Here is a 24,917-nt window from a genome sequence, read left to right as displayed (position 1 = left end):
GCTTAGTAAGCCCGCTCAACGCAATAATCTGCTACTTCAATAAGAATACGACCGCCGGGTTGATCAGCAAACATCTCAAGGTGTGCCTTTGCTGCATCTGCGTGGCGTTGCGCGCGGGCGAGCGCATCGGCCAAAGCGTTGGTGCTTTGCAAGATTTCAACGACTTTGGTCACAACGTCTTCGCTGGCTTCAGCGTCACCAAGATGTTGTTTGATAAAAGCGCAATCCGCTTCATTGGCATTTTGCAACGCGTGTAAAATCGGCAGCGTCATTTTACCTTCGCGCAAATCATCGCCCACATTTTTACCGATGGTGCCGGTGGCGCCACCATAATCCAGCACGTCATCTACAATCTGGAAGGCAATGCCCAACTCTGCGCCATAGCCTTTAAGAGCATCGCGCTGTTCGGGAGTGGCCCCGCCAGCCATAGCGCCAACACCAGTCGCGGCTTCAAAAAGTGCGGCTGTTTTGGCTTTGATCACGGCGAAATATTCATCCACTTGCGTGGTCAAATCATTGGCTTTGGACAGTTGAAACACTTCACCTTCGGCAATGATTGCTGCCGCTTGCGCCAAAACGCCAAGCGCGTCCACATCGCGAGTTTCCACCATCATCATAAAGGCTTGGCCAAGCAAAAAGTCGCCCACCAACACTGAAGCTGCATTGCCCCACACCATGCGTGGCGCCAGTTTGCCGCGGCGCTTTGAGCTTTCGTCCACAACATCATCATGCAGCAATGTGGCGGTATGCATAAATTCAACCGCTGCCGCATAATTAATGTGATGGGTGTTTTTCGGCGCGAACAAACGGGCAGCAGCAACAGTGAGCATAGGGCGCAAACGTTTGCCCCCGGCGTCGATCAAATAAGCAGCAATTTCAGGCACCATTTCCACGCGACTGCCGATGCGCGCCAACAGCATTTGATTGACAGCTTCCATGTCGTCGCGCGTAAACTCAATCAGTTCACCAACCACATCTTTTGGTTTGACCTGATCAGCCATTGCCTGCGCACCACTCATTTTTCGCCCCATGGACAAATGTCCCAATTCGCTTAATCGAATTTTTGCTGTAATCTTGTGACAAACTCAAGAAAACTTGTTGCTCACCGTCGGACAAGATAACCCTATTCGATACAAAGATTCATATATGTGCTTATGTCCGTAGACCACCCGCAAGGGAAAGTAAAACAACATTGTGTCACATCTGACGCTTTTTTAGGCGGTAAACTCAATGTTTGCCAGCCCGAAAAAGGCTTTCGTGCAGGGGTAGATAGCGTGTTATTGGGGGCAGCCGTTGATGATGCGACCAAAAAACTGCTTGATCTTGGGGCGGGCGTTGGCGTGGCGGCCATGACAGCGCTGACCTATTGCCCAGACGTGACGGCACTTTTGGCTGAATTTGATCCAGAAATTGTTGGGATTGGCAGGCAGAATATCCGCAGTAACGGATTTGAGGCGCGCGCCAACTATTGCCAAATCGACATTATGTCCCCAGGGCCTGAGCGCGAAGCGTCTGGCATGGTGCAAGATCATTTCGACACGGTGATCGCCAATCCGCCTTATTTTGATGAAAAGACCGTCTCTTTACCGAACGACAATTACGGCAAACGCGCCCATGCCCACGCCATCGATTGCTTGGAACGCTGGGTGAAGGCGGCAGTGAGCTGCGCAAGGGCAGGCGGCGAAGTGATTTTCATTCACCGGGCAGCAGAGCTGCAAAAGCTGATGAAATATTATGATCGGCGGCTCGGCAACATCACCATCCTGCCGATCGTGTCGCGTCCAGAGCAACAGGCGAGCAGAGTGCTCGTGCGTGGTTACAAGGGCTCCAAAGCGCCCTGTAAGCTCTTGTCTCCTCTCTCATTGCATGGCGTGGAGGGGCGCGAATTTACGCCCCAACTACAAGCCATTTTGATGGGAAAAGACAAATTGCACTGGTAGTTTGAAATTTACACCTTACATTGTGGCAAAATAGCAAAGAACAACGCGCATGTGCGCAAACAGGGACATATATGCACGACGATTTGACTGATGAAATCAAAGCACCATGGCACGCCCGTCTTTTGGGCCGCGACAACGTGCAAATTCCGGTTGTGCGGTTGACCGGCACAATCGAGGCCAGCCAGAAGCCAGATCGCATTAATATTGCCAGCGCGGCGCCGATGCTTAAACGTGCGTTCAAAATCAAAAATGCGCCTGCTGTGGCCATCATCATCAATTCGCCAGGCGGTTCCCCCGTCCAGTCGCGGATGGTGGCGAAATATATCCGCGACCTCGCCAAAGAAAAAGACAAGAAGGTCTTGGTGTTTGTTGAGGATGTCGCGGCATCAGGTGGCTATTTTATCGCCAGTGCTGGTGACGAAATTATTGCTGATCCTGCATCCATTGTCGGCTCAATTGGTGTCATTTCGGCCGGTTTTGGATTTGTCGACGCGATTGAAAAGCTCGGCGTAAGTCGTCGTGTTTACACCGCCGGGGAAAACAAATCGACGCTAGACCCGTTTTTGCCCGAAGATCCAAAAGATGTGGAGCGCCTGAAAAAGCTGCAACTCGACGTGCATGAAGTGTTCAAAGACTATGTAAAAGAGCGTCGCGGCAACAAATTGAACTTGGAACAAGAAGGATTGTTCTCTGGCGAGTTCTGGACCGCAAAAACCGCCATCGAGTTTGGCCTAGTCGACGCGCTCGGCGACATCTACGAGACTTTGAAAAAGCGTTATGGTAAGAAGGTCAAGCTGGTCAAAATTGAAGAAAAGCGCGGATTTTTCTCCATGCCTCGCATTCCATTTTTGGGCGGACAAATTGGCCAAACTTCATTAAGCGATGATATGCTTTCAACCTTAAAAGCGCAGGCCCACTGGTCTCGCTTCGGCCTATAGAGGTATTGCCATTGTTGCTTCGTATTGCTGTTTTTGTTCTGTTGGTTGTGCTGGTCTATTACGGCATCAAATCCATTCGGGAAAATTTCCGGCAGCATTTCAAAGATATTGATGAGCAAAAAAAGGCGCGTGATCAATCTGATCGCGCGCGCGGCAATATTGTCGATTTGGAAAAAGACCAAAAAACCGGCGTTTATAAGCCCAAAGACAAAAAAGACTAACGCATTTTCTAAAACTGCACTTGTTCGCACAAGGGCATTCGCGATCAAATCTTGAAAAGCCCGTTCAAGGGACAAAGCGAATCATGAAAATGCAATTTGTCGACCACCCTTTTCGCGCCCAGGCTTTGGGAGAAATTCACGCTCGGCCGGTGCAGCCGTTGGAGGCTGAAGGGCGCTTGCGACGCGTGGCAACCTATTTCGGCCATGAGCCGGGACGTCACGACCAGATGCGCGAAGAATTCGCGGCATGGTGCTACAAAAATCAAGTCAAACCCACCTTTATGACCGACCGACAGGCGCGCTATGAGGTGGACGGCATCGAAACCACTTGGCAATTGCATTCAGAGCATGTGTCCATCACATGGATGTGTCCGCAAAAGCAGGACGAGCCTTGGCCGGAAAATATTGGCTTGGAAGCTATTATGGGCGCCAAATTGCTGGTGACCACGCGGATGGATTTAATCGACGCCACCACCATTCATGAAAATGCCCTCAAAGGCTTCCGCCGTGCCAGCCTGTCTTACGCCAAAGTCGAAGAAGGTCTGGCAGAGATCGCAACAGACTTTTTGCCCGATAAAGATGGTTTTACGCGGATCGAATTTGCAGGCGCTGGCATTGCCGATGTGAGGCGAGGGGTGATCGCCCGCTATTTATTGGAAATTGAAACCTTCCGATCACTTGCCTTGTTGGCATTGCCTGTAGCGCAGGATGTGGGCCAGCGCGTGGACAATGTTGAACGCGGATTGGAGAACATCCTCAAACGGTTGAACAGCGAAACAGATTCGCAAATCATTGATGAGTTGCTGAGTGAGCTCAACAAATTGTCGATGGAAACCACCCATCTGCATGGTGAAACCAACACGCTTTTCGCCGCCAGCTATTCCTATGACCAATTGGTGCGCCACAGGTTGGGGCTGCTGGAAGAAAAACGCGTTACGGGACACACCAACATGGCGCGCTATCTCAGCAACCGAATGGACCCGGCCATGGCTACATGCGCCGCACTGCAAAATCGATTGAACGCGCTGACCGATAGATTGACGCGAGCAATCGAGCTGCTGAACACCAGAGTCACAATTGAAATTCACAAGCAAAACCAAGACGCGCTGAACGCGATTTCCAGCACATCGGTGAGCCAATACAAGCTGCAAACCACGGTGGAAGGCTTGTCGACAATTGCCATCACTTACTATGCGCTGGGCGTTATTGGTTATGTTTTGGCGGGGTTGAGCATGGATGCCTTGCCATCAAAATCAATAATGCTGGCCATTGCTGCGCCCTTTGTTTTGATCCTCACATGGCTTGCCATGCGCCGGATTCGACAACTACACGACAAGCACTAACCGCGCCCACAAAAATTAGTTTGCCGCAACTGCCACCTGCCGCTTGATAATTCGGCAAGGCCCAATTAGGTTGCAGCGCGATTATACCCCATGCGATGAACGCGCGGTTCTGCCAAAGGTCAAGTTTATGAGCGAACAAAAAGTACCAGCCCATTTGGACCCAAAACAGTCTTTCCAAGGGCTGATTTTGACATTGCAAAATTTCTGGGCCGCCCAAGGCTGTGTGATTTTGCAGCCTTATGACATGGAAATGGGCGCGGGTACGTTCCACCCGGCAACAACTTTGCGCTCTTTGGGGCCAAAGCCGTGGCGCGCTGCTTATGTGCAGCCATGTCGCCGCCCAACTGATGGCCGCTATGGTGAAAACCCAAACCGTTTGCAGCATTATTATCAGTTCCAAGTGATCTTGAAGCCAAGCCCGGAAAACTTGCAAGAGCTTTATCTGCAGTCGCTCTACGCCATCGGCATCGATCCGAAACTGCATGATTTGCGCTTTGTAGAAGATGACTGGGAAAGCCCAACCCTTGGCGCATGGGGCCTTGGCTGGGAATGTTGGTGCGATGGCATGGAAGTAAGCCAATTCACCTATTTCCAACAGGTTGCTGGCTTTGAATGTTCTCCGGTTTCAGGCGAGTTGACCTATGGGCTTGAGCGGATCGCCTGCTATTTGCAGGACGTGGACAGCATCATGGAACTGAACTTCAATGGTCGCCAAGGCGATGAGAAGGTCACCTATGCAGATGTGTTCCTGCAAGCCGAACAAGAGTTCTCGCGCTACAATTTCGAGCAAGCCAACACCGAAATGTTGTTCCAGCACTTTAAAGACGCCGAAGCAGAGTGCCGCGCCATTCTTGAAGCGGGTGACCAAGGTAATCAGCACCAAATGGCAATGCCTGCCTATGAGCAATGCATCAAAGCGTCTCACATCTTCAACTTGCTGGATGCGCGCGGCGTAATCTCAGTGACTGAACGGCAAAGCTATATCTTGCGGGTGCGTGAGCTGGCCAAGGCCTGTGGCGGCGCTTGGTTGAACACCGAGGCGGGCGGTGCATAGCGGCCAAAGTGAGTGGTTGTTGCGGTTTGTCACCAATGACCGACACGAGCCATTTGGGCATCGAACAGGTATTGTTCATTGTGTTTATAAACTTTTAGACGCGAGGCCGGAAATAGCACTGGTTGCGCGGAGTGAGCTTACCAATGAGCTTAACTGGTTGCGCCAGAATATGGAGGTTCCTCAAAAATTTGCCCGTTCCAGCCGGAGTCACGCTGCTGATGTTGCAATCTCTTGGGTCAAGTCTACCGCGCACGAGCACCTAAATTGTCTTCGCCAAATGCAGTTATTGCTCAATGTCGAAGGCGTTCCATCAGAGTGTTTGCGCACCCGGAAGCCTGGAACAATAGTGTATGAAGATGATCATCAGGTCGTCGCTTTACCTTTCGCAGACACACCGTGTTAGCTTGATTTTGCGCCACGCGCGACCTATATCAAGGCGGCAAACTGAAGGAGCCTTGATATGCCCAAAAAGCAAAAGCGGGCGCTGATCAAGCCGCAAAACCTTGCGGCGAAAGCCTTAGGCGACAAGCGATTCAGCGCCAAAGTTGTTGAGCAAAAACAGAAATATTCACGCAAAGTGAAGTTTAAAAAAGGGCGAATTGATGTTGATCAGTCGCCCTTTTATTTTGCTCATATGGACGCGTTGGGTTTTTCGTGTAATGTTTGCGCTTAGATGTTGAAAGACATAAAAAAATTGGCATAAGCCATGCCGCGAGGCGGGAGAGGGACATGGAAGTTTTACTGGTTATTTTGGCGTTGGCCGCTGGCCTCGTATTCTATGGCATAACGGCCTACAACAATTTGGTGAAGCTGCGCCAATTGGTGCGCGAAGGCTGGTCTGGCATTGATGTGCAGTTAAAGCGTCGTGCTGACTTGATCCCCAATTTGCTTGAGACGGTGAAGGGCTATGTGACCCATGAACGGGAAACTTTTGAAGCCGTAACCAAAGCGCGGGCTGCCGTGCAAAGCGCAGGCGACGCATCGCCGCAAGAGCGTGGCAAGCTGGAGGGTATTTTGTCCGGCGCATTAGGCCGCTTGTTTGCTGTGGCGGAGGATTATCCGGATTTGAAAGCCGACAGTTCTTTCATCGAATTTCAAGAAGCACTGCAGCAAGTGGAAGAAGAAATTCAGCTGGCCCGCCGCTATTATAACGGCACGGTGCGCAATTTGAACGTGAGTGTGGAAAGCTTCCCGTCCAACATTGTGGCCAACATGTTCAGCTTCAGCCAAGAAGAGTATTTTGAGCTTGAAAATGAAATGGATCGCGCTGTCCCGAATGTGTCCTTCTAACCGATTGCATTACAGTTTAAAGACCTTAGTTCTTGCTGTGCTGGCGGGCCTGTGGCTCGCCACATCTGCGCTTGCGGCAGAGCGGATCACTTCTTATGCCGTCAACATCAAAGTGCTGCCCAGCAGTGAATTGCAGATCACCGAAAATATTTCTGTGCGGGCCGAAGGCAATCAAATCAATCGCGGCATCTTCCGCGACATCCCAACCGTGTTGGAAGATGAGCAAGGGCGCAAAATTCGCAGTTCAATTTATGATGTTGAAGTGACGCGTGATGGAAATATCGAGAATTTCTCCATTGCAGGCATCAGTGGCGGCAAACGTATATATGTTGGCCATGAAGATGTTTATCTGCAGCCCGGTTTTTATACCTATGAGCTGAAATATAAGATGGATCGACAGATCCGTTTCCGCGACGAACATGATGAGCTGTTTTTCAACGCCATCGGACAATTTTGGGCGTTTCCCATTGATCGGGCAGTGGTGCGCGTGCAATTGCCTGACGGCACAAAAGTGTTGAACTCAACCGCGTTCAGTGGCCGTTATGGCGAAAACAAGCGGGATGTCGATATCAGGAACAATGAAGATGGCGACATTATCTTCAGCGCCTCGCGCGCTTTTGCGCCTTATGAAGGGGTGACCGTTGCCATCGCGATGGAAAAAGGGACAATCAACCCACCTGAAGGCACTCAGGCATTCCTCTATACGCTGTCTGATATGCGTGGGCAGATTTTCCCGCCAATACTTGCTGTCTTGGTGTTGCTGTACAATGTTGGGGCCTGGATGCGTGTTGGGCGCGATCCGCCAGCAGGCACAATCATTCCAATGTATTACCCGCCAGAGGGTTTTTCGCCAGCACTGGTGCATTACGTGCACCATTATGGTTGGCACAAAGCGGGTTGGCCTGCCTATATCGCTGCGCTGATGTCGCTGGCGGTAAAAGGTTTGGTGGTGATTGGCGAAACATCTGACAAGAAAACGACTGTAAAAGTAACCAATGCGGCCACCCCTTCGCTGCCGCCCGGCGAAATGCGCCTGTTCAATTGGCTGCGATCTAAAGGCGAAATAGAGATCGATAAAGACATTGGCGAAAGTCTGCACGACAACCACAATGAAGTGTTGGAAATCATCGAAGATGAGAACCGACGCACCTACTTCAATCATAATGTGGCGTATATCGCATTTGGGATTGTCTTCTCCGCGGCTTCTATCATTGGCATGGTCTTCTTCGAGATCATCGATTTTATCTGGATTCCAATCGCTGTCGCGATGGCGGCATTGACCATGATGGCGACGGCGGGCCTTTCGCACCTGATGGCAGCACGGTCCTTATTTGCATGGGCCAAGTTTTTTGTTTTGTCGGCCATCATCGGCAATTTCATTCCCATTCTCTTCACCACAACTGGATTATGGGCGACCTTGCAGGAAGCTTGGGGGCGAGGCGAATTGCAGAATGTGCTGCTGGCGTGGCGTGGCGATGTCGCAGTGATCGCAGTGCTATCTATCGTCGCGGTGAATGCCATTTTTGCAGTGCTGATGCGCGCGCCAACCATTCAAGGCCGTAAAGTGATGGACCAGATCGAAGGGTTCAAAATGTATTTGGAAACAGCCGAAAAAGAACGGCTGAACCTGAATGATGAACCTGAATTGGATAAACGCCGGTTTGAGGCGATTTTGCCCTATGCCATCGCATTGGGAGTGGAAAAACCTTGGGCCGAGCATTTCCAGAACGAGATGAAACGCGTGGCGGAACGCACGGGCGAAAAAGCCGATGTGCACATGGGCTGGTATAGCGGCCGGCGCTTCTCGGCAAACCGCTTGGCATCAAGCCTTTCCAAAACTACTGCAGCCATCAGTACGGCGATGATTGCGGCCAAACCGCAATCGTCATCCTCTTCGGGCTTTTCCTCCGGCGGCGGTTTTTCCGGCGGCGGTGGTGGCGGTGGCGGCGGTGGTGGCTGGTAAGCCGAACCACCGCAGCAGCATTTGCCATGGACAAGCCGCGGCAAGCCCGTTATCAAGCCCCAGATATCAACACTCATACAACAAGCGATCATCAATATGCCTGAACTTTTGCTTGAACTGTTTTCAGAAGAAATCCCGGCTGGCCAGCAGCGCCGCGCGGCTGAAAATTTGAAGAAACTGATCACCGACCAGTTGGTGGAAAAAGGCGTATTGTATGAAGGCGCAATTGCACATGCGACGCCACGCCGTTTGGCGGTACACATCGCCGGCCTGCCTAAAGCATCACAAGATGTGAAAACGGAGCGCAAAGGCCCCCGCACAGATGCACCGGAAAAAGCCATTGAAGGTTTTTTGCGTGCTGCAGGACTAAGCTCAGTGGACGAAGCGCAAGTGCAGTCTGACCCGAAAAAGGGTGACTTCTATGTGGCCGTAATCGAGAAGAAAGGTGAATTGACCACCGATATTCTTGCCAATTTGCTGCCGGGAACAATTGAGAAATTTCCTTGGCCAAAATCGATGCGTTGGGGCCGAGGCAAACTAAACTGGATCCGCCCTTTGCGCGCGATTACGGCAACCTTCGGCCATGAAGGCGAAGATCCTGAAATTATCGATTTCGAAGTCGATGGCTTGAAATCCGGCGACACCACATATGGTCACCGCTTTATGGCGCCCGACGCCATCAAGGTGCGCCGCTTCGACGATTATGCCCATGCGCTAGAACAGAATAAAGTGGTGCTCGACTTTGAACGCCGCAAAGAAATGATCCGCGCCGATGCGGCAAATTTGGCTTTTGCGCAAAATCTCAAAGTGATTGATGATGAGGGCCTGTTGGATGAGGTTGCAGGGCTGGTCGAATGGCCTCAAACCATGATGGGCCGTTTTGACGAGAAATTCCTCTCACTGCCGGAAGAGGTGGTCATCACCGCAATCCGCGCGCACCAGAAATGTTTCTGTTTGCGCGATGGCACTACAGGCAAGCTAGCCAATCATTTCATCTTGGTGTCGAACCTTGAAGCTGAAGATGGCGGCAAAACAATTGTTGGCGGCAATGAACGGGTAATCAAAGCCCGCTTGTCGGATGCGAAATTCTTCTATGACACAGACCTGAATGTGCCGCTGGAAAGTCGCTTGAAAAAGCTCGACAATATGGTGTTCCATGAAAAACTGGGCACGCAGAGCGCACGCGTGGAGCGCTTGGTTGAATTGAGCAACGCCATTGCAGGGCAGATTAATGCCCCAATCGCTGACGTAAACCGCGCCGCCAAGTTGGCAAAGGCCGATTTGGTCACTGATATGGTGTTTGAGTTCCCTGAATTGCAGGGGTTGATGGGCCGCTATTATGCTGAAGCTCAAGGCGAACAAGACAATGTTTCCGCAGCGTTGCAAGATCATTATAAGCCCGTTGGCCCAAGTGATAGCGTACCTGCAGAGCTAACATCTGCCGCTGTTGCCTTGGCAGATAAGCTGGACATGCTAATAGGCTTTTGGGCGATTGATGAAAAGCCTACAGGTTCAAAAGACCCATTCGCGCTACGCCGTGCTGCGCTTGGTGTGATCCGTATTTGCTTGGAAAATAAGCTCGACTTTGCTTTTGACCAATTGCTGGCCGATCATCTGAAGCATTTCAATTTGGCTGGAGATGCTGCCGAAACCTTGGAGTCTCTTTGTGGGTTCATCGAAGACCGTTTGATCGTTCAAATGCGCGAGCAGGGTATCGCCCACGATGTATTGAGCGCAGTGCTGCACAAAAATGGTTTGGCCAAAGGCGTAAGCTTGGTGAACATTGTGGCGCGGGCAAATGAGCTGAATGGCTTGGTGAAAAGCGAGCAGGGCGAAAGCCTAGTGGCGGGTTATCGCCGCGCAGCGAACATTTTGCGAGCCGAAGAGAAAAAGGATGGTCGCCGCTATCATGAAGAGGTCGATCACAAACTGTTCAAAGCTGACGAAGAAGAAAAGCTGGCCACCTCAATTGAAGTGATCAATGAGGCGGTAGCGGCCAACATCGCAGCGGAAGATTTCGCCACAGCAATCACCGAACTTTCCACATTGCGGGCGCCTGTTGATGCGTTTTTCGAGCAAGTGCTGGTGAATGATGACGATCAAAATGTGCGTGTGAACCGCCTGAACTTGTTGGCAAAATTGCGCGACACAATGCATTTAATCGCCGATTTTTCAAAGTTGGATGGCTAAGGCTTGGACCAATTTTAGACAAATTGTTTTTGTAGTAAACGCCGCAAGCCAAGGGTTTGCGGCGTTTTGTTTCATTTTGAACAAATCTAAACACTTCATTAACCATAATTCTCTAGACGCTTATATTCAAAAATGACTAATCTATGGCCCATATGCGAGTGAGTAAAAGAAAGTGATGCAGTTGCGTAAGATTGTTTTATTGATGCTGATGACTTTGGTGCCGGCATCTGCCATGGCTTCTCAATATGAGGTGCAGGCTCAAAATGGCAACGAGCAGGGTTGGTCTTTGAAAGAAGAGTGCGAGGCCAATGCAAGTGCAAATTGCACATCTGCCTATTTCTGTTCCAACGAAATCTGGATGGCCAGCGTCTCATTTGATGCCGTGCAACAGCGTCGTTATGATGGTCAGCAATTGGTGATTGTGAAAGACGGCAACCCGATTTGCGCGGTCAACTAATCATCACCCTAATGCTAGTTTAGGTGGTTGCGCTTATGGCAGCTTTCAAATTTGAGGCCGTAGCCAACCAGGCGATCCACACCAATATGAAACACCCAAATCACCGCAACAGCCATCAGCCAATTTAGGCTGAGCAAATGCGCCACGCCCGCTAAGGCCGCGGGGACAAGATATGTGTGTGCGATATTATAGACCCGAATGCCAATTTTTTGGTTGAGGGCGAAGGCCACAAAACTCAAATCCGGCATTAAAAACAAAGCAGCAAACAGCCACCAATTGCCAAACGCTTGCCCATAGTACCAAAAGGCAAAAGCCGCAACCAAAGCCCCTTCCAACCGCAACAGATATTTCGCGTAAGCGGCCATGTTTTATCCTTTAAAAGGGGCCATGCCTTTATTGGCCAGCTGGTCGGCCCGCTCATTGCCTTCATGGCCGGCGTGCCCTTTCACCCAATGAAACTCGACCTCGTGCCGCTTTAAGGCATCATCCAGTGCCCGCCAAAGATCTTCATTTTTAACCGGCTTCTTGGCAGCCGTGCGCCATCCATTGCGCTTCCAATTGGCGACCCAGCCCGTGATGCCGCCTTTAACATACTGACTATCAGTATAAAGATCGATCGCGCAGGCGCGCTTGAGAGCCGTAAGGGCTTGAATGGCTGCCATCAATTCCATGCGGTTATTTGTGGTTTCGGCTTCACCGCCGCACAACTCTTTTTCATTGCCGTTAAAGCGCAGCAATGCGCCCCAGCCACCCGGGCCGGGATTGCCTGAACATGCCCCATCAGTGAAAATTGTTACGCGCTCACCCATGCCACATATCCCGAGTATATTTATGGAAGGTCAGTTCCTGACCTGTTTTTTCTTCAATTTCGGTATGGGTAAATTCCATACCAATGGACCGCAGAATTTTGATGGACGGCGTGTTGGCCGAATAGGCGAAGCCCCAGCAAAAATCATGATCAGTTTCGCGAAATAGCCAATCGCGAATGGCGGTTGCTGCCTCGCTAGCATAGCCCTTTCGCCATTCAGTTTTCAAAATGGCATAGCCCAATTCCGGCGTGGCTTCCGTGCCGTGGATGCCGAAACCTGCACGCCCCACAAACGCACCATCTGACTTTCGGGTTAGACGAAACTTGCAAAATCCATATTTGGCGTAATGATCGGCCCACTCGTCCATGCGCCTTTGCGCATCTTCCATGGTTTCTTCTCGGCCAGACAAATAGCGCGAAACTTCAATATCTTTATGCAGATTGAAAACGTCGTCGATCTGGTCTGGTGTCCATGTGCTAAACACCAGCCGCTCGCTCTCAAACAAAGGCTTTCCGTCCATAAATTATGCTCTTAATTCACGCGGTACGTTGAAAGCGATGTTTTCTTCGGCCGTCACTTTGGTGGAGACAGTTATCTCATAGTGCTCGCCAAATTTTTCGATGATCTCATTGACCAGCTCTTCTGGCGCTGAGGCACCTGCTGAGATGCCAAGCTTTTCCACGCCGTCAAAGTCGGACCAAACAATGTCGCTCGCGCGCTGGATCAAGCCAGATTTTGGGCAGCCTGCACGGTCCGCCACTTCAACCAACCGCATGGAGTTTGAGGAGTTCGGTGCACCCACCACAACCATCGCATCGACATGCGGGGCAACCTGCTTCACCGCCTCTTGCCGATTGGTGGTGGCATAGCAAATATCTTCTTTGTGCGGTGCGCTGATGCTTGGGAAACGCTCTTGCAGCGCCGCAACAATTGCAGCCGTGTCGTCAACCGAAAGAGTCGTTTGCGTCACAAAGGCAAGGTCGTCTGGTGATTTCGGCTCAAACTTGGCTGCATCATCCACGGTTTCAATCAAGGTGATCGCGCCATCTGGCAACTGACCCATGGTGCCGATCACTTCTGGGTGACCCGCATGACCAATCAAAACGATTTCTTTGCCTTCTTCAAAATGGCGCTGCGCTTCCACATGCACTTTTGAAACAAGCGGGCAGGTGGCATCAAGATAGAACATCTTGCGCTCCTTCGCATTCGCAGGCACCGATTTCGGAACACCGTGCGCGGAAAAGATGACGGGCGCATTTGTGTCTGGAATCTCGTCCAATTCTTCAACAAATACTGCGCCTTTTTCGCGCAATCCATCCACCACATATTTGTTGTGCACAATCTCATGTCGCACATAAACCGGCGCGCCATATTTTTCGAGCGCAAGCTCCACAATCTGAATGGCTCGATCTACACCGGCACAAAATCCGCGCGGTGCACAAAGAATTATTTCCAAAGGTCGTTTTTTTGTCATAGTGGTGAGATGCGATCTATTTGTGGTGAAGTCAAGACTGGACAAATGTCGAGTTGCCCTGAACTGATTTGAACCGCATAGTAATAAATGTGAATCTGTTTGTCTCGGGTGAAAATTGTGCCACGTTCCATCAATCAGCAAATCTTTGCGCTTGCGCCGGCTAACGAACCGCCGCGTCTAAGCAAAGATCAAGAACGGCTGGTGGTGGGCAAAGCCGCCTGGATTTACGCCATGGCGCAGACGGGTGTGCCAACGGCGCCGACCATCTGCCTCACCCGGCAAGCATGGGACACGCTGCAGACCAGCGAAGTCTCTGGCCCGATGGCTGCCCATTGGGTGGCGACCTTGTTCAAACTTGTGCCGAAGGGGCAACAGCCACCTAAACTTGTGGTCCGAACCGCAGCGCATACACATTTGGCCGGGTTGGCGCGCGTGCGCGGCGCGATTGACGCACCTGCGACAGACTTGGATGCGATTGACGCGAAGAAGCCTTTGGGGCGTGCCATTCAGCGTGCTTTTGATTCTTATCAGCTCGGCACACCCGTGTGGGCGGATGAGGCCTCATCAAATGTAAAAGACGATCAAATTGTTATTATCCAAGCTGCTTTTGATCAGCCTGTTGTGCAAATCCAAACCCGCGACACAAATTCGGGATTGATGGGCCCAACGCATACCCATGGCGATAGAGCTTTGCCAGAAGCCTTCTCCGGGTCTGCGGCGCAAGAATTATGCGCCACGCTCGATCGATTGGCAGGCACCCATATGGTGTGTTTGGCCGCGCTCAAGGGCAAAAAAGTGGTGTTTTTGTCAGCGCGACCAGTGCAAGCGCCGATCTCCGCTATCTTGGAGGCAGCGTGTGATCGCGTGTCGCGCGGCATTTGGACGCCGCGACTGGCTGTCAGCCATGTTGATCCGAGCCGCTTGCCACAGCTTTTGCACGCACGTTTGAAAAACAAGAAGCGTGCGACGCCGCTGGCGGTGGGCATGGGCGTTTCTCCCGGCGCTGCCAGCGGCGCAATTGTGTTTTCCGCTGAAGATGCATCGCGCTATCAGGCACGGGGCAAAGATTGCATTTTGGTGAGCCTAGAAACAGGTCCAGCCGACATTGAGGGTATGCAAGCGGCCAATGGCATCCTAACCGCACGCGGTGGCATCACGAGCCATGCCGCAGTGATTGCGCGTGTAACAGGCAAGCCGTGCGTCTCTGGCGTGCGTTCATTGGTGATCGATGCAGACAAGCGCGCCCTGCAATTGGGTGACCGGACCCTTATTCAGGGCGCTGAACTGACAATTGATGGCAATTCTGGCGAAGTCTATGCCGGGGCATTGCCGCTCAACCAGCCCAATATTGGCGGCGCGCTGGGTAAGCTATTGGATTGGGCAGACGGCAGCCGCACCATTGAAGTGCGCACCAATGTGGAAACGATTGAAGGCGCGCAAACTGCTTTGTCATTTGGTGCAGAGGGGATTGGGCTGGCGCGCTCCGAACATATGTTCTTTTCTGCTGAACGCATGGTGGCGTTGCGCCGCATGATGTTTAGCCAAGACCTTGAAGACCGCATGGAAGCGCTGCATGGCTTGGTGGAATATCAAGCCAATGACTATGCGCAGCTTTTTACTGCGATGGAGGGGCGGCCAATCACTGTGCGTCTGTTTGATCCCCCATTGCATGAATTTCTGCCACGTAGCCAGGAAGAGGTGGAAGAAACCGCTGCCTCACTTGGGCTGAAAATTATCGATTTTGAGCGCCGCTTGGAACGGTTGATCGAAGTGAACCCGATGCTTGGGCATCGTGGCTGTCGCCTGGCGATTTCGCACCCAGAAATTTTGGAAATGCAAATCAAGGCGCTGGTTGCGGGTGGTCATGCAGCCATTCAAACCAACGATGTGCCGATTAATCTTGAGATTATGGTGCCTTTCGTTTCGTCGTCACGCGAAGTGAGTTGGGTGCGGAGCCATATTTTGGCGCTGATGGAACAATTGGGCATGTCGCCATCAGAAACATTCAAATATTCCGTCGGCACAATGATCGAATTGCCACGGGCAGCAATCCGCGCGGGCGAAATTGCCAAACATGTCGACTTCTTTTCATTCGGCACCAACGATTTGACCCAAACAACCTTCGGCATTTCGCGCGATGATGCGCCGGCCTTTCTGGCGGCCTATCAGCGAAAGAAGCTTTATGATGGCGACCCCTTTGTCACCATCGACAAAAAAGGCGTTGGCGAATTGATCCGCACGGCGATCCGTCGCGGCCGTGCATCCAACCCGGATCTAAAAATCGGCATTTGCGGTGAACATGCGGGTGACCCCGAGAGCTTGAAGTTCTTCGCGGGCTTAAATGTGGATTATGTAAGCTGTTCACCATTCCGCATCCCCATCGCTCGTCTTGCCCTTGCACAAGCTGCTATTTAACTCAAATTTGATCTGTCAAATTTTGGCCGCACAATTTCCATTTGAGCGCTGCAAACTCAACATATTCAGAACTTGATCCGCGTTTACTCCCCATAAACCAAGATTAGACATAATGAACTCTGCGGCGCGTTAATGCCGTTGAGTAGCATCGAGTACATAATGAGTTTAGATTTGGCTGGCCCGGAAGGGCGGGGGCGCGCAAAGAAGAAGCCGCTATATAAGGGCTTTTGCGCGATTTTGAGCTTTACAACGATGATGGTTGCTTTCACCAACGTTTCATTGGAACGCTTGGACGAAGGTGCTGAACTGTTCATCGATCCAATGCAGATCGATGATATGGTCGCATCACGCAAAGCTGCCCCTTCTATTGAAAATTTCTCCGTTGCTGCTGCATTTGTGGGGCCTAACCGCGACGCGAAAACAGATCGTCGTAAGGGGCCATCTGCCATGGAAATTGTGCAGAGCTTTGCCACAACACGGTTCCAGATGGCCGAGGCGCGTGCGCCGAAAGCCCTGCCCATGCCCGATAAGGTGATGGTTGCGTCCATCAATGGTACGCCGAAGAAAACCAAAGCGCCTGCGGCGGATGTTGAGTTGGTAGCAAAACCACAAGACATGCCAAAATTGGCGGCGCTTGAGGCGATCGATGCCATCTCCGGCCAAGGCGATGAAGGCCCAGACGCGATTGAACGCGATCCGAATTTGCCTTTCCCTGTATCGGTGCCGACAAAGCTAGCCTATGCGCGCGACAATGCGCCAAAGACTAAAGATCTAACTGCGCCGCTGACGCAGGCTTCGATGAAAGCCAATGCGCGTGAGGAATGGTGCATGGCCACTGCGATTTATTTTGAAGCGCGTGGCGAAAAATATCGCGGCCAAGTGGCGGTGGCGCAAGTGGTGCGCAACCGGGTGAAGCACAAAGCTTATCCCAACTCGATCTGTGGTGTGGTGTTCCAAAACCAAACATGGCGCAATCGCTGCCAGTTCTCATTCGCGTGTGATGGTATTCCAGAGCGCGTAAATGAAAAAGCTGCTTGGGCCACAGCGGAAGAAATCGCCGGCAAAGTTATCCGCGGCGATATCTATTTGCCAGAAGTGTCGAACTCAACGCACTATCATGCAACATACGTGAACCCGCATTGGGCCTCTCGCCTCAAGCGGATGACCAAAATCGGGACCCATATCTTCTATCGTTTCAAGCGTAGCTAAACGCTCAGCCGCCTATCTCGCCAGAGACTTATAGTGATAAACGATTGAAGATGGACTCGATGTCAATGCAATCCGACGCTGGAACAATTCGGATTTAGAAAAATAGATCATTGATCCGTTTACAAAGCCGGGGATGACAGGGAATACCTCTTCAACCTTGATGCCGGGATACATCACGCTTGTTGATGCGAAACCGTCAGTCGAATAGGTGCCGGTGCTTGTATACGCGATCCGAACCTCATGCTCATTGCCATAGCCGATTTTACGCACGGTTGCGCTGGCAAATGGTTCCAGATCTACACTCTCATCAGCTGTAATGCGATAGTGCTCATCTTTGATGCGCACAAACTGAGATACATCAACGGGCTTAGGTTCATCACCATTCTGAATTTCTTCAACACCTGCTTGAACAGAGCTTACAAATTCAGGCCCCATTTCAGCAAGCGCAACGCCACCTGTTACCGCCAAAAGGAAAACCATCGGGCCGTAATGGAAGTTTGAAAATGGTGACGTGCTCATAATAAATCTCCTAAAAAATCGCTGATTAAGGATTTATCAACCATTAGGGCGAGGCGTCAAAACAATGCTTAAGAAATGGTTAATTTCTGTACCAAAGTGAGACGGTACGCGCGTGCGAAAACACGCGTTAAGAACGCAAATGGTCGCTAAGCAATGTTTGGATTAGCGCGAGGCGGGGCCGGAAATATCTGAGAAATTGGCAATAAATTTCTCGTGCGCCACATGGATTGGCCACGGGCGGATAAGGCTTTCAAAGTCTGGCATATCGAAGCTGGCGAGGCTTGGCTCACCAAACAATTTACGCGCTTCCGCAGGTTCAAAGCCTGCCAAATTCACAGCCTCAAAATAAGCAGCTTGTTGATCCGCCTTCTTAATCTGCTTCACGACCTGTGCTGTTGGATTTGCAGGCAGAGAAAAGCGCACATGGATGGCGCCAAGTAATCGATTCTCTAGTTGCTTATATTCGCCGCCCATCGCCGCTTTCAACGGCGAGATAATGTCGCCCATCACATATTCAGGCGCATCGTGCAAAAGCGCATAAAGGCGTGCCGATCCATCAAACTTCGGATTGGCCGCAGCGGCCAAATGCATCACCAAAATGGAGTGCTGTGCAACCGAAAAGGCATAGTCGCCATTGGTTTGCCCATTCCAGCGGGCCACCCGGGCCAGCCCGTGGGCAATATCGCTCAACTCAATGTCTAAAGGCGAGGGGTCCAACAAATCCAAGCGACGGCCAGACAGCATGCGCTGCCATGCACGGGGTTGAGTTTTCGCCATTGGAAGGACGCTCCAGAATTGAGAATTTGCGAGGGTTTAAGAATCGCTCAAATCGTAGCTTGCCCATGTGGGCACCGCAAGCTGGATTGGCCGCCCTTCATGCAAAAATGTGGCGCCCTTTTTCGCTTTGTCTATGCGCACAAGGGCCAGACCCGAATTGCCGCTCGCATTCAGTAAGTCACCGACTTTTTTCTCGTCAGCTTCAATGGGGGCCGGCGCGCCTAGCGGCGCTTCGCTTGTCACACACACCACGCGCTTGCGGGCAGTGCCGCGATGCTGCATGCGGGAAACAACTTCTTGCCCGATATAACAACCCTTTTTGAAGTCGATGGCGCCGGGCAGCAAATCCATGCCGATATCGTGGGCGAATAGGCTGTTGGGTTCAAAATCTGCCGGGCAGGCGGCAATGCCATTTTCGAACCGCGTTTGAGTGTAGGCCGATGTGCCATCGGCCCAGCTGGAAGCTTCTTCAGTCGGCGCATAATGCCGGAAGCCCATGCCGGGGCGGATGTCTTTAAACGCATCTTCAGTTGGCTCGCTCGACCAACCGACTGCCGTTTCATCGCCGAGCTGGGTCATCTCAACATCGGCGCGCATTTTATACAGCCGCATCCGCTTGAAAAAGTCGTCCACCAAGGCCGAATCGAGATCAGCGTAAAAAGTGTCCTCTTTGCGGAAAATCTGCCCCTCGAACATAATCTTACCCTGCGGCGACAGCAGCGCGAACCACTGGCAGGTCTTCTCCTCCAGCGCGCGCACATTGGCGGTCAGCGTGTCATGCAGCAGTTTTTCGGCGTCTTTGCCGGAAAAGGAAATCAATTTGCGGTCAAGTTTGAAAATAGTTGGCATAGGGCCTCTCACTTGGCTTGCCCTTCATGGGGGCATCGCGTTAAACCGGATAAACCTTCTTATCATCTAAAAAAGAGCACACCACCATGAATGCGAAATTTGACAAAGTTTTTATCAATGCAACGCTGGTCAATCATGATGGGGTGCACAAAGCAGATGTTGGCATTGTAAATGGTCGCATCGCCCATATTGGCGATCTGCAAAACGCCGATGCGGGAGAAAAGATCGACTGCACGGGGTTGCACATTCTGCCCGGCGTGATTGACACGCAAGTGCATTTCCGCGAGCCGGGGGCAGAGCATAAAGAGAATTTGGAAACCGGATCGCTGGCGGCAGTGATGGGCGGCGTGACGGGCGTTTTTGAAATGCCAAACACCAACCCATTGACCATTGATCGCGCAAATTTTGAAGACAAAATCAAACGCGCAACCCACCGGATGCATTGTGACTTTGCCTTCTATATTGGCGGCACCCACGACAATGTGGACGAACTGCCAATGCTGGAAAAACTGCCGGGCTGCGCCGGGGTGAAGGTGTTTATGGGCTCTTCAACGGGCTCGCTGCTGGTGGAAGATGATGATGGCGTGGAAAAAATCCTCTCAGCCATCACCCGCCGCGCGGCATTCCACTCTGAAGATGAGCCACGCTTGAACGAGCGCAAACATTTGCGCGTGGAAAATGACCCGTCGAGCCACCCCGTTTGGCGCGACGTGGAAGCGGCGGTGAAATGCACCACGCGCTTGCTTTCCATTGCCCGCAAAACTGGCAAACGCATCCACGTGCTGCACATCTCAACCGCAGAAGAAATGGATATTCTGGCGGCCAGCAAAGATGTGGCAACTGTGGAAGCGACCCCGCATCACCTCACATTGGACGAAACGGCCTATGATCGCTTGGGCACCTATGTGCAAATGAACCCGCCTGTACGCAACGCAGAACACCGCGCGGGCATTTGGCGTGGCGTTGATCTGGGCATTGTGGATGTGCTCGGCTCCGACCATGCGCCGCACACCCGCGAGGAAAAAGACCAGCCTTATCCAAACTCACCATCTGGCATGACCGGGGTGCAAACCCTCGTGCCAATCATGCTGGACCATGTGAATGCAGGGCGCTTGAGTCTTGAGCGCTTTGTTGACCTCACCAGCCACGGCCCGAACCGCCTGTTCCAAATCAACAATAAAGGCCGCATCGCCGTGGGCTATGACGCCGACTTCACCATTGTCGACATGAACCGCGAACAGACCATCACCAACAACTGGATCGCCTCCAAACCCGGCTGGACCCCTTATGACGGCGTAACCGTTAAAGGCTGGCCCGTAGGCACCATCCTCCGCGGCCACCGCGTGATGTGGGAAGGCGAACTGGTTGATGCGCATAAGGGTGAGCCTATGCGTTTTGCGGAGAGCATGGCGGGGTAGTTGGGATTTTGTGGAGGCGCGTTTTGAGGCAAAGTGGAGGTTGCGTCGAAACGCGAGGTTCACGTTGTGTATAATTTAATGTCTGCTTAATAGCCCATAGTCGGCATCAGTTGTTGGATGCGATTTGTTTTTCGACTCTCGGCAGCTAGTTGTTTTGCAAGTCGTCTCCCACTACAGGTTGAGTTCCAAATTCTCACTAGAAACAACTGCTTTTCGCGGCTAACCTAACCGGACACTTTTGAAATTTGAGATTCGACAATTCACCATGACACCATCAGAATTCATTAAAAAATGGAGAAATGTCGAGCTAAAGGAGCGCACCGCTTCTCAGTCACATTTCAACGACATATGCAGATTGCTCAACATCGAAGACCCAATTGCGGCCGACCCTAAAGGTGAATGGTTCACCTTTGAAAAGGGCGCGTCCAAAACTAGCGGTGGCGAAGGTTGGGCTGACGTTTGGCGTAAAAACAGCTTTGCATGGGAGTACAAGGGTAAAAGGGCAAATCTAGACAAAGCATTTGATCAACTGCTCCAATACGCCATTGCACTTGAAAACCCGCCTTTGCTCATTGTTTCAGATATGGATGTTATCCGCATCCACACGAACTGGACCAATACTGTTCAAAAAGTCTACACGATCCATCTAGACGATTTAAGCGATGCTGCAAACCGAGAATTGTTGCGCAATGCTTTCGATGCGCCGGAAAGGCTAAAACCGAGCAAAACGCGGCAGCAGGTCACAGAACAAGCCGCCCAAAAGTTTGCCAATATGGCGCAACGATTGCGGGATCGCGGACATGATGCACAAGAAGTTGCTCATTTTGTCAATCGATTAGTATTTTGCATGTTTGCAGAAGATGTGGATTTGCTGCCAAATAAAATGTTTGAGCGCATGATTAAGGCAGCGCTTCCTGATCCCGCTACCTTTTCAAGCCATGCCCAACTTCTCTTTGTCGCCATGCAAAAAAGAGGCGGATTAGTCGGGTTTGAAAAAGTTGCTTGGTTCAATGGCGGGTTGTTTGATAGTGATGCGGTGCTGCCACTTGAGAAGGACGACCTCAATGATCTTGTCGATGCGGCAAAGCTGGATTGGTCCGATATTGACCCAGCAATTCTAGGGACTTTGTTTGAACGTGGTCTTAATCCGGCAAAGCGCAGCCAACTTGGTGCTCATTATACTGATCGCGATAAGATCATGCAGATCGTCAACCCAGTGATCGTTCAACCGCTACTCGGTGAATGGGCTGCGGTAAGAGCCGAAATTCAACTTACGCTTGCAAATGCCCCAAAACAGACAAAACAAAAACTACTACGTGGCGCAGAATTGGCGGCAAGCACGCGCGCGCATCGCAAAGCTGAGAAGCTGCTTTCAGAATTCATCGAACGACTGAAGAATTTTCGGGTCTTAGACCCTGCCTGCGGGTCAGGGAATTTTTTGTATATTGCTTTGCTTGAACTTAAGAATATTGAACATAGAGCGAATCTGGAGGCGGAGGCGCTAGGTCTTTCCCGTGGTTTCCCACAAATCGGTCCCGAGGTGGTTCTCGGTATCGAACTAAGTGCCTATGCAGCGGAATTGGCGCGAATATCGGTATGGATTGGTGAAATCCAATGGATGCGCCGTAATGGCTTTGAAGGAAACCGCAATCCGATCCTGCGCACACTGAACACAATTGAAAACCGAGACGCCGTTTTGAATGAAAATGGCACACAAGCGGAGTGGCCAAAAGCGGATGTAGTGATCGGAAATCCACCGTTTTTGGGTGATAAAAGAATGATTGCGGAACTGGGCGAAAGCTATGTTCAAAAATTAAGGGCGGCGCATAAAAATGACGTACCAGGCGGTGCAAACTTCGTTTGTTACTGGATATACCACGCCAACAAACTGGCGGCGAACGCCGGAGCGGAGCGAGTTGGTCTTGTAACCACTAACGCCGTTCGCACCGGCGCCGACAGAAAGGTGTTGGAAACGTTTACGCGTACCGCAGAGATTTTTGAAGCCTGGTCGGACGAACCTTGGATAGTCGACGGAGCATCCGTCCGTGTTTCAATTATCTGTTTTTCCAATGCACCTCAGCCAAAGAGATTAAATGGAAATACTGTCAATATAATCACGCCTTCGCTTAGCGCTTTTCCACAACCAATGCCTGTTGCATTGCAAGAGAATGCTCGGGGGTCTTTCACTGGAGTATTCTTGAACGGAGCTTTCGAAATTGAGCAAGCCAAAGCAATTAACTGGCTGAAAGCCCCGTTAAACGTCTCCGGTTCTTACAATAGCGACGTTTTGCGTTTAACTGCGAATGGTGAAGACTTGCTGCAGCGAGGTGAAGTCAAATGGTTGTTGGACTTTGGAGCAGATATTGGTGAAGACGAAGCTGCATTGTATGAGTTACCTTTTGAATATGCGCTACGAAAAATAAAGCCATTTCGGCAGCGCAAGAACGATGACGGTGAATATGTTGTGCGACGCAAAAACCATCGTGAGCGGTGGTGGATTCACGCCGAACCTCGTCCGGGAATGCGACGCGCTATCGGTTCGTTATCACGATTTCTGGTAACACCTATGGTTTCAAGTACACGGATATTCAGATTTCTTTGTGCTGCCTATCTCCCCAACCAAAAATTAGTTGTTTTCCCGAGGGATGACTATACTTCGCTTGGGATTCTATCATCGATTTGCCATGAAACTTGGACTCTAGAATACTGTTCCTGGATAGGTGCAGGCAATGATCCTACATATTCGGCCAATTCAGTTTTCCAAACATTCCCTTTCCCTAAAGGTCTAACTCCCAACATCCCTGCCAAAGACTATGTCAATGATCCGCGAGCAATTAGAATTGCAGATGCAGCGAGACGTTTGGATGAACTGCGCGATAACTGGCTGAATCCTGCTGACCTAATTGTCCGTATGCCAGAAGTGGTGCAGGGCTACCCTGACCGTATTTTACCGAAGGACGATGCGTCAGCAAAAGAACTAAAGAAACGTACACTCACCAATCTCTATAACGCCCGACCTACATGGCTGGACAATGCGCATAAAGCGTTGGACGAGGCCGTAGCTGAAGCTTATGGCTGGGGTGATGATTGGCGTGATGGCAAATTAACAGAGGACGAAATCCTTGCGCGTCTATTTAAGCTGAATCAAGAACGCGCGAAGGTTGAAGCAAAAACAACCTCAAAGGCCAAAAGTAAGATCAAGGGCAGAAGGAAAACAAAAAAGTGAGAGCAGTGTCATTTGCCTCAACTTAAATTTTCCGCCGCTATCTTTTTTTGACTTCATTTCTGTGTTGTTAGCGAATGTCTCAAAAGTCCGCATACCCGCCATTCCGCACCCTCCCACAAAAAAAGCCCCGGCAAAACTGAGGCTTTTATCCTAATCACCTGCAACGAAAAACCGCCAGACGCCGTTTTCGTCTATGCCGACGCGGAAGAAGTACCAGCCGCCATAGAGGCGCATTTCTTCTACGTCTAGATGGCTGACGAGTTTATAGACTTCCACCAGTTCTTGATTGCTCAAATCCTGCAAATTGTGGGTGGCATAGGCGGGCCAGACGAACATTTTCGGTTCGCCTTCGCCCAAATCCTGAACTGCATAGGGCGCTTCGAGTAGTTCGAGCATGATGCCCATCAGCTCAAGGCCTTCACCATCGTTTGAGCTTTCGCGCAAAAACTGGATGGGGTTGTCGACCGTGCCAAAGCTAAGCCGTGGCACTTCAGGTTGCGCATCGATGATGGGGCGCAATTTTTCAATATCGCCGGAGCGAATGGCGTCCATCAGCATGTCGCGCGTTTTGGCCACTTCACTTGGCAGCAAGGTGAGGTCTCGCTGCGGATCAAGATTGTCATATGAGGCGGCGCGCGCTTCGGCATTTTCGTTGGGCGGAATGATGATTTGATCATCCGTAGGATCAGCGGGGCCAAATTGTGAGGTGACATCGCTGTTCGCAGTGCTGCTATTTTCGCCTGTGTTGGCGAAAGCAGGCGCGGTGAGGGCGCCCGCCGTTAGGGCAGCAGACAAAGCCAAATTTGCAAGGAGCTTGGACATGGT

The 24,917-nt window shown here is 51.3% G+C and carries 21 protein-coding genes and 2 pseudogenes; 14 read left to right on the top strand and 9 right to left on the bottom strand.

Translation table 11 applies throughout. The features are described from left to right. Nucleotides 1–2: 2 nt before the first annotated feature. Entirely contained in the window at nucleotides 3–1,019 is a 1,017-nt protein-coding gene (locus tag ACP15Y_RS04965; RefSeq protein ID WP_424981888.1) for a polyprenyl synthetase family protein, read from the bottom strand. 135 nt (nucleotides 1,020–1,154) lie between these two features. Between ACP15Y_RS04965 and ACP15Y_RS04960 the strand changes: the two genes are divergently transcribed. The 10 genes from ACP15Y_RS04960 (at nucleotide 1,155) to ACP15Y_RS04915 (ending at nucleotide 11,396) form a co-directional block, all read left to right on the top strand. Next, the gene (locus tag ACP15Y_RS04960) at nucleotides 1,155–1,940 is read left to right on the top strand and encodes a tRNA1(Val) (adenine(37)-N6)-methyltransferase (protein WP_424981887.1); all 786 of its coding nucleotides are present in this window, start codon (nucleotides 1,155–1,157) and stop codon (nucleotides 1,938–1,940) included. A 71-nt stretch (nucleotides 1,941–2,011) separates the two neighbouring features. Further along, nucleotides 2,012–2,878: a S49 family peptidase gene (locus tag ACP15Y_RS04955; protein ID WP_424981886.1), complete on the top strand. Its 867-nt coding sequence runs from the start codon at nucleotides 2,012–2,014 to the stop codon at nucleotides 2,876–2,878. Between the two features lie 11 nt (nucleotides 2,879–2,889). Then, nucleotides 2,890–3,099: a hypothetical protein gene (locus ACP15Y_RS04950; protein ID WP_424981884.1), complete on the top strand. Its 210-nt coding sequence runs from the start codon at nucleotides 2,890–2,892 to the stop codon at nucleotides 3,097–3,099. A gap of 83 nt (nucleotides 3,100–3,182) precedes the next feature. Further along, the gene (locus ACP15Y_RS04945) at nucleotides 3,183–4,442 is read left to right on the top strand and encodes a DUF3422 family protein (protein WP_424981883.1); all 1,260 of its coding nucleotides are present in this window, start codon (nucleotides 3,183–3,185) and stop codon (nucleotides 4,440–4,442) included. Nucleotides 4,443–4,569: 127 nt separating this feature from the next. Next, a complete protein-coding gene (locus ACP15Y_RS04940; protein WP_424981882.1) occupies nucleotides 4,570–5,496 on the top strand; it encodes a glycine--tRNA ligase subunit alpha in 927 nt (308 codons plus the stop codon). A 460-nt stretch (nucleotides 5,497–5,956) separates the two neighbouring features. Beyond that, on the top strand, nucleotides 5,957–6,169 hold the full coding sequence (locus ACP15Y_RS04935) for a DUF7230 family protein (protein ID WP_424981880.1): 213 nt from the start codon (nucleotides 5,957–5,959) through the stop codon (nucleotides 6,167–6,169). 56 nt (nucleotides 6,170–6,225) lie between these two features. Then, nucleotides 6,226–6,786 (top strand): LemA family protein, encoded by a 561-nt coding sequence (locus ACP15Y_RS04930; RefSeq protein WP_424981879.1) that lies wholly within the window; start codon nucleotides 6,226–6,228, stop codon nucleotides 6,784–6,786. Continuing rightward, nucleotides 6,749–8,749 carry a DUF2207 domain-containing protein gene (locus ACP15Y_RS04925; protein ID WP_424981878.1) on the top strand — a complete coding sequence of 667 codons (2,001 nt, stop codon included), beginning with the start codon at nucleotides 6,749–6,751 and terminating at the stop codon, nucleotides 8,747–8,749. Before ACP15Y_RS04930 ends, ACP15Y_RS04925 begins: the two co-directional genes overlap by 38 nt. Nucleotides 8,750–8,845: 96 nt before the next feature. After that, on the top strand, nucleotides 8,846–10,939 hold the full coding sequence (gene glyS / locus ACP15Y_RS04920) for a glycine--tRNA ligase subunit beta (protein ID WP_424981877.1): 2,094 nt from the start codon (nucleotides 8,846–8,848) through the stop codon (nucleotides 10,937–10,939). A gap of 175 nt (nucleotides 10,940–11,114) precedes the next feature. Next, a complete protein-coding gene (locus tag ACP15Y_RS04915) occupies nucleotides 11,115–11,396 on the top strand; it encodes a hypothetical protein (protein WP_424981876.1) in 282 nt (93 codons plus the stop codon). 14 nt (nucleotides 11,397–11,410) lie between these two features. Here the strand turns inward: ACP15Y_RS04915 and ACP15Y_RS04910 are convergent, their stop codons facing one another. From ACP15Y_RS04910 to ispH, 4 genes are read right to left on the bottom strand one after another with little or no spacing between them, the layout of a single operon-like run. Next, nucleotides 11,411–11,761, bottom strand: a complete 351-nt coding sequence (locus ACP15Y_RS04910; protein ID WP_424981875.1) for a DUF4260 domain-containing protein — start codon at nucleotides 11,759–11,761, stop codon at nucleotides 11,411–11,413. A 3-nt stretch (nucleotides 11,762–11,764) separates the two neighbouring features. Further along, on the bottom strand, nucleotides 11,765–12,205 hold the full coding sequence (rnhA, locus tag ACP15Y_RS04905) for a ribonuclease HI (protein WP_424981874.1): 441 nt from the start codon (nucleotides 12,203–12,205) through the stop codon (nucleotides 11,765–11,767). Further along, nucleotides 12,198–12,725, bottom strand: coding sequence for a GNAT family N-acetyltransferase (locus ACP15Y_RS04900; protein ID WP_424981873.1), 528 nt, complete (start codon nucleotides 12,723–12,725; stop codon nucleotides 12,198–12,200). Before ACP15Y_RS04900 ends, rnhA begins: the two co-directional genes overlap by 8 nt. Nucleotides 12,726–12,728: 3 nt before the next feature. Next, the gene (gene ispH / locus ACP15Y_RS04895; RefSeq protein WP_424981872.1) at nucleotides 12,729–13,679 is read right to left on the bottom strand and encodes a 4-hydroxy-3-methylbut-2-enyl diphosphate reductase; all 951 of its coding nucleotides are present in this window, start codon (nucleotides 13,677–13,679) and stop codon (nucleotides 12,729–12,731) included. 117 nt (nucleotides 13,680–13,796) lie between these two features. On the opposite strand from ispH, the gene ACP15Y_RS04890 reads away from it, so the two are divergent. Together ACP15Y_RS04890 and ACP15Y_RS04885 are read left to right on the top strand one after the other, a co-directional pair. Further along, the gene (locus ACP15Y_RS04890; RefSeq protein ID WP_424981871.1) at nucleotides 13,797–16,094 is read left to right on the top strand and encodes a putative PEP-binding protein; all 2,298 of its coding nucleotides are present in this window, start codon (nucleotides 13,797–13,799) and stop codon (nucleotides 16,092–16,094) included. An 813-nt stretch (nucleotides 16,095–16,907) separates the two neighbouring features. Then, a pseudogene (locus ACP15Y_RS04885) lies at nucleotides 16,908–17,303 on the top strand (cell wall hydrolase); the annotation flags it as partial. A 12-nt stretch (nucleotides 17,304–17,315) separates the two neighbouring features. On the opposite strand, the gene ACP15Y_RS04880 reads toward ACP15Y_RS04885, so the two are convergent. The 3 genes from ACP15Y_RS04880 to ACP15Y_RS04870 all read right to left on the bottom strand — a co-directional run bounded on the left by ACP15Y_RS04880 (nucleotide 17,316) and on the right by ACP15Y_RS04870 (nucleotide 19,448). After that, a complete protein-coding gene (locus tag ACP15Y_RS04880; protein ID WP_424981870.1) occupies nucleotides 17,316–17,822 on the bottom strand; it encodes a hypothetical protein in 507 nt (168 codons plus the stop codon). A 162-nt stretch (nucleotides 17,823–17,984) separates the two neighbouring features. Next, complete coding sequence (locus ACP15Y_RS04875; protein WP_424981869.1) at nucleotides 17,985–18,599, bottom strand: hydrolase; 615 nt, start codon at nucleotides 18,597–18,599, stop codon at nucleotides 17,985–17,987. A 36-nt stretch (nucleotides 18,600–18,635) separates the two neighbouring features. Further along, nucleotides 18,636–19,448, bottom strand: coding sequence for a YgfZ/GcvT domain-containing protein (locus tag ACP15Y_RS04870; protein ID WP_424981868.1), 813 nt, complete (start codon nucleotides 19,446–19,448; stop codon nucleotides 18,636–18,638). Between the two features lie 83 nt (nucleotides 19,449–19,531). Here ACP15Y_RS04870 and ACP15Y_RS04865 point away from each other — a divergent pair. Beyond that, nucleotides 19,532–20,866, top strand: a pseudogene (locus ACP15Y_RS04865) (dihydroorotase); the annotation flags it as partial. A gap of 265 nt (nucleotides 20,867–21,131) precedes the next feature. Continuing rightward, a complete protein-coding gene (locus ACP15Y_RS04860; protein WP_424981866.1) occupies nucleotides 21,132–24,092 on the top strand; it encodes a class I SAM-dependent DNA methyltransferase in 2,961 nt (986 codons plus the stop codon). Nucleotides 24,093–24,242: 150 nt separating this feature from the next. Here the strand turns inward: ACP15Y_RS04860 and ACP15Y_RS04855 are convergent, their stop codons facing one another. Then, nucleotides 24,243–24,914, bottom strand: a complete 672-nt coding sequence (locus tag ACP15Y_RS04855; protein WP_424981865.1) for a hypothetical protein — start codon at nucleotides 24,912–24,914, stop codon at nucleotides 24,243–24,245. Nucleotides 24,915–24,917: the final 3 nt, after the last annotated feature.

The organism is Maritalea sp. S77 (genome assembly GCF_049801075.1).
Taxonomy (GTDB): Bacteria; Pseudomonadota; Alphaproteobacteria; order Rhizobiales; family Devosiaceae; genus Maritalea.
Note: the sequence above shows the minus strand (reverse complement) of the source record. Positions and strands in the feature narration are given on the sequence as shown.

Bases quoted from the DNA above. Each gene is read 5' to 3' on its own strand.
- ACP15Y_RS04965 (WP_424981888.1), bottom strand. From the start codon at position 1,019: ATGAGTGGTGCGCAGGCAATGGCTGATCAGGTCAAACCAAAAGATGTG.
- ACP15Y_RS04960 (WP_424981887.1), top strand. From the start codon at position 1,155: ATGTCCGTAGACCACCCGCAAGGGAAAGTAAAACAACATTGTGTCACA.
- ACP15Y_RS04955 (WP_424981886.1), top strand. From the start codon at position 2,012: ATGCACGACGATTTGACTGATGAAATCAAAGCACCATGGCACGCCCGT.
- ACP15Y_RS04945 (WP_424981883.1), top strand. From the start codon at position 3,183: ATGAAAATGCAATTTGTCGACCACCCTTTTCGCGCCCAGGCTTTGGGA.
- ACP15Y_RS04940 (WP_424981882.1), top strand. From the start codon at position 4,570: ATGAGCGAACAAAAAGTACCAGCCCATTTGGACCCAAAACAGTCTTTC.
- ACP15Y_RS04935 (WP_424981880.1), top strand. From the start codon at position 5,957: ATGCCCAAAAAGCAAAAGCGGGCGCTGATCAAGCCGCAAAACCTTGCG.
- ACP15Y_RS04930 (WP_424981879.1), top strand. From the start codon at position 6,226: ATGGAAGTTTTACTGGTTATTTTGGCGTTGGCCGCTGGCCTCGTATTC.
- ACP15Y_RS04925 (WP_424981878.1), top strand. From the start codon at position 6,749: ATGAAATGGATCGCGCTGTCCCGAATGTGTCCTTCTAACCGATTGCAT.
- glyS (WP_424981877.1), top strand. From the start codon at position 8,846: ATGCCTGAACTTTTGCTTGAACTGTTTTCAGAAGAAATCCCGGCTGGC.
- ACP15Y_RS04915 (WP_424981876.1), top strand. From the start codon at position 11,115: ATGCAGTTGCGTAAGATTGTTTTATTGATGCTGATGACTTTGGTGCCG.
- ACP15Y_RS04910 (WP_424981875.1), bottom strand. From the start codon at position 11,761: ATGGCCGCTTACGCGAAATATCTGTTGCGGTTGGAAGGGGCTTTGGTT.
- rnhA (WP_424981874.1), bottom strand. From the start codon at position 12,205: ATGGGTGAGCGCGTAACAATTTTCACTGATGGGGCATGTTCAGGCAAT.
- ACP15Y_RS04900 (WP_424981873.1), bottom strand. From the start codon at position 12,725: ATGGACGGAAAGCCTTTGTTTGAGAGCGAGCGGCTGGTGTTTAGCACA.
- ispH (WP_424981872.1), bottom strand. From the start codon at position 13,679: ATGACAAAAAAACGACCTTTGGAAATAATTCTTTGTGCACCGCGCGGA.
- ACP15Y_RS04880 (WP_424981870.1), bottom strand. From the start codon at position 17,822: ATGAGCACGTCACCATTTTCAAACTTCCATTACGGCCCGATGGTTTTC.
- ACP15Y_RS04875 (WP_424981869.1), bottom strand. From the start codon at position 18,599: ATGGCGAAAACTCAACCCCGTGCATGGCAGCGCATGCTGTCTGGCCGT.
- ACP15Y_RS04870 (WP_424981868.1), bottom strand. From the start codon at position 19,448: ATGCCAACTATTTTCAAACTTGACCGCAAATTGATTTCCTTTTCCGGC.
- ACP15Y_RS04860 (WP_424981866.1), top strand. From the start codon at position 21,132: ATGACACCATCAGAATTCATTAAAAAATGGAGAAATGTCGAGCTAAAG.
- ACP15Y_RS04855 (WP_424981865.1), bottom strand. From the start codon at position 24,914: ATGTCCAAGCTCCTTGCAAATTTGGCTTTGTCTGCTGCCCTAACGGCG.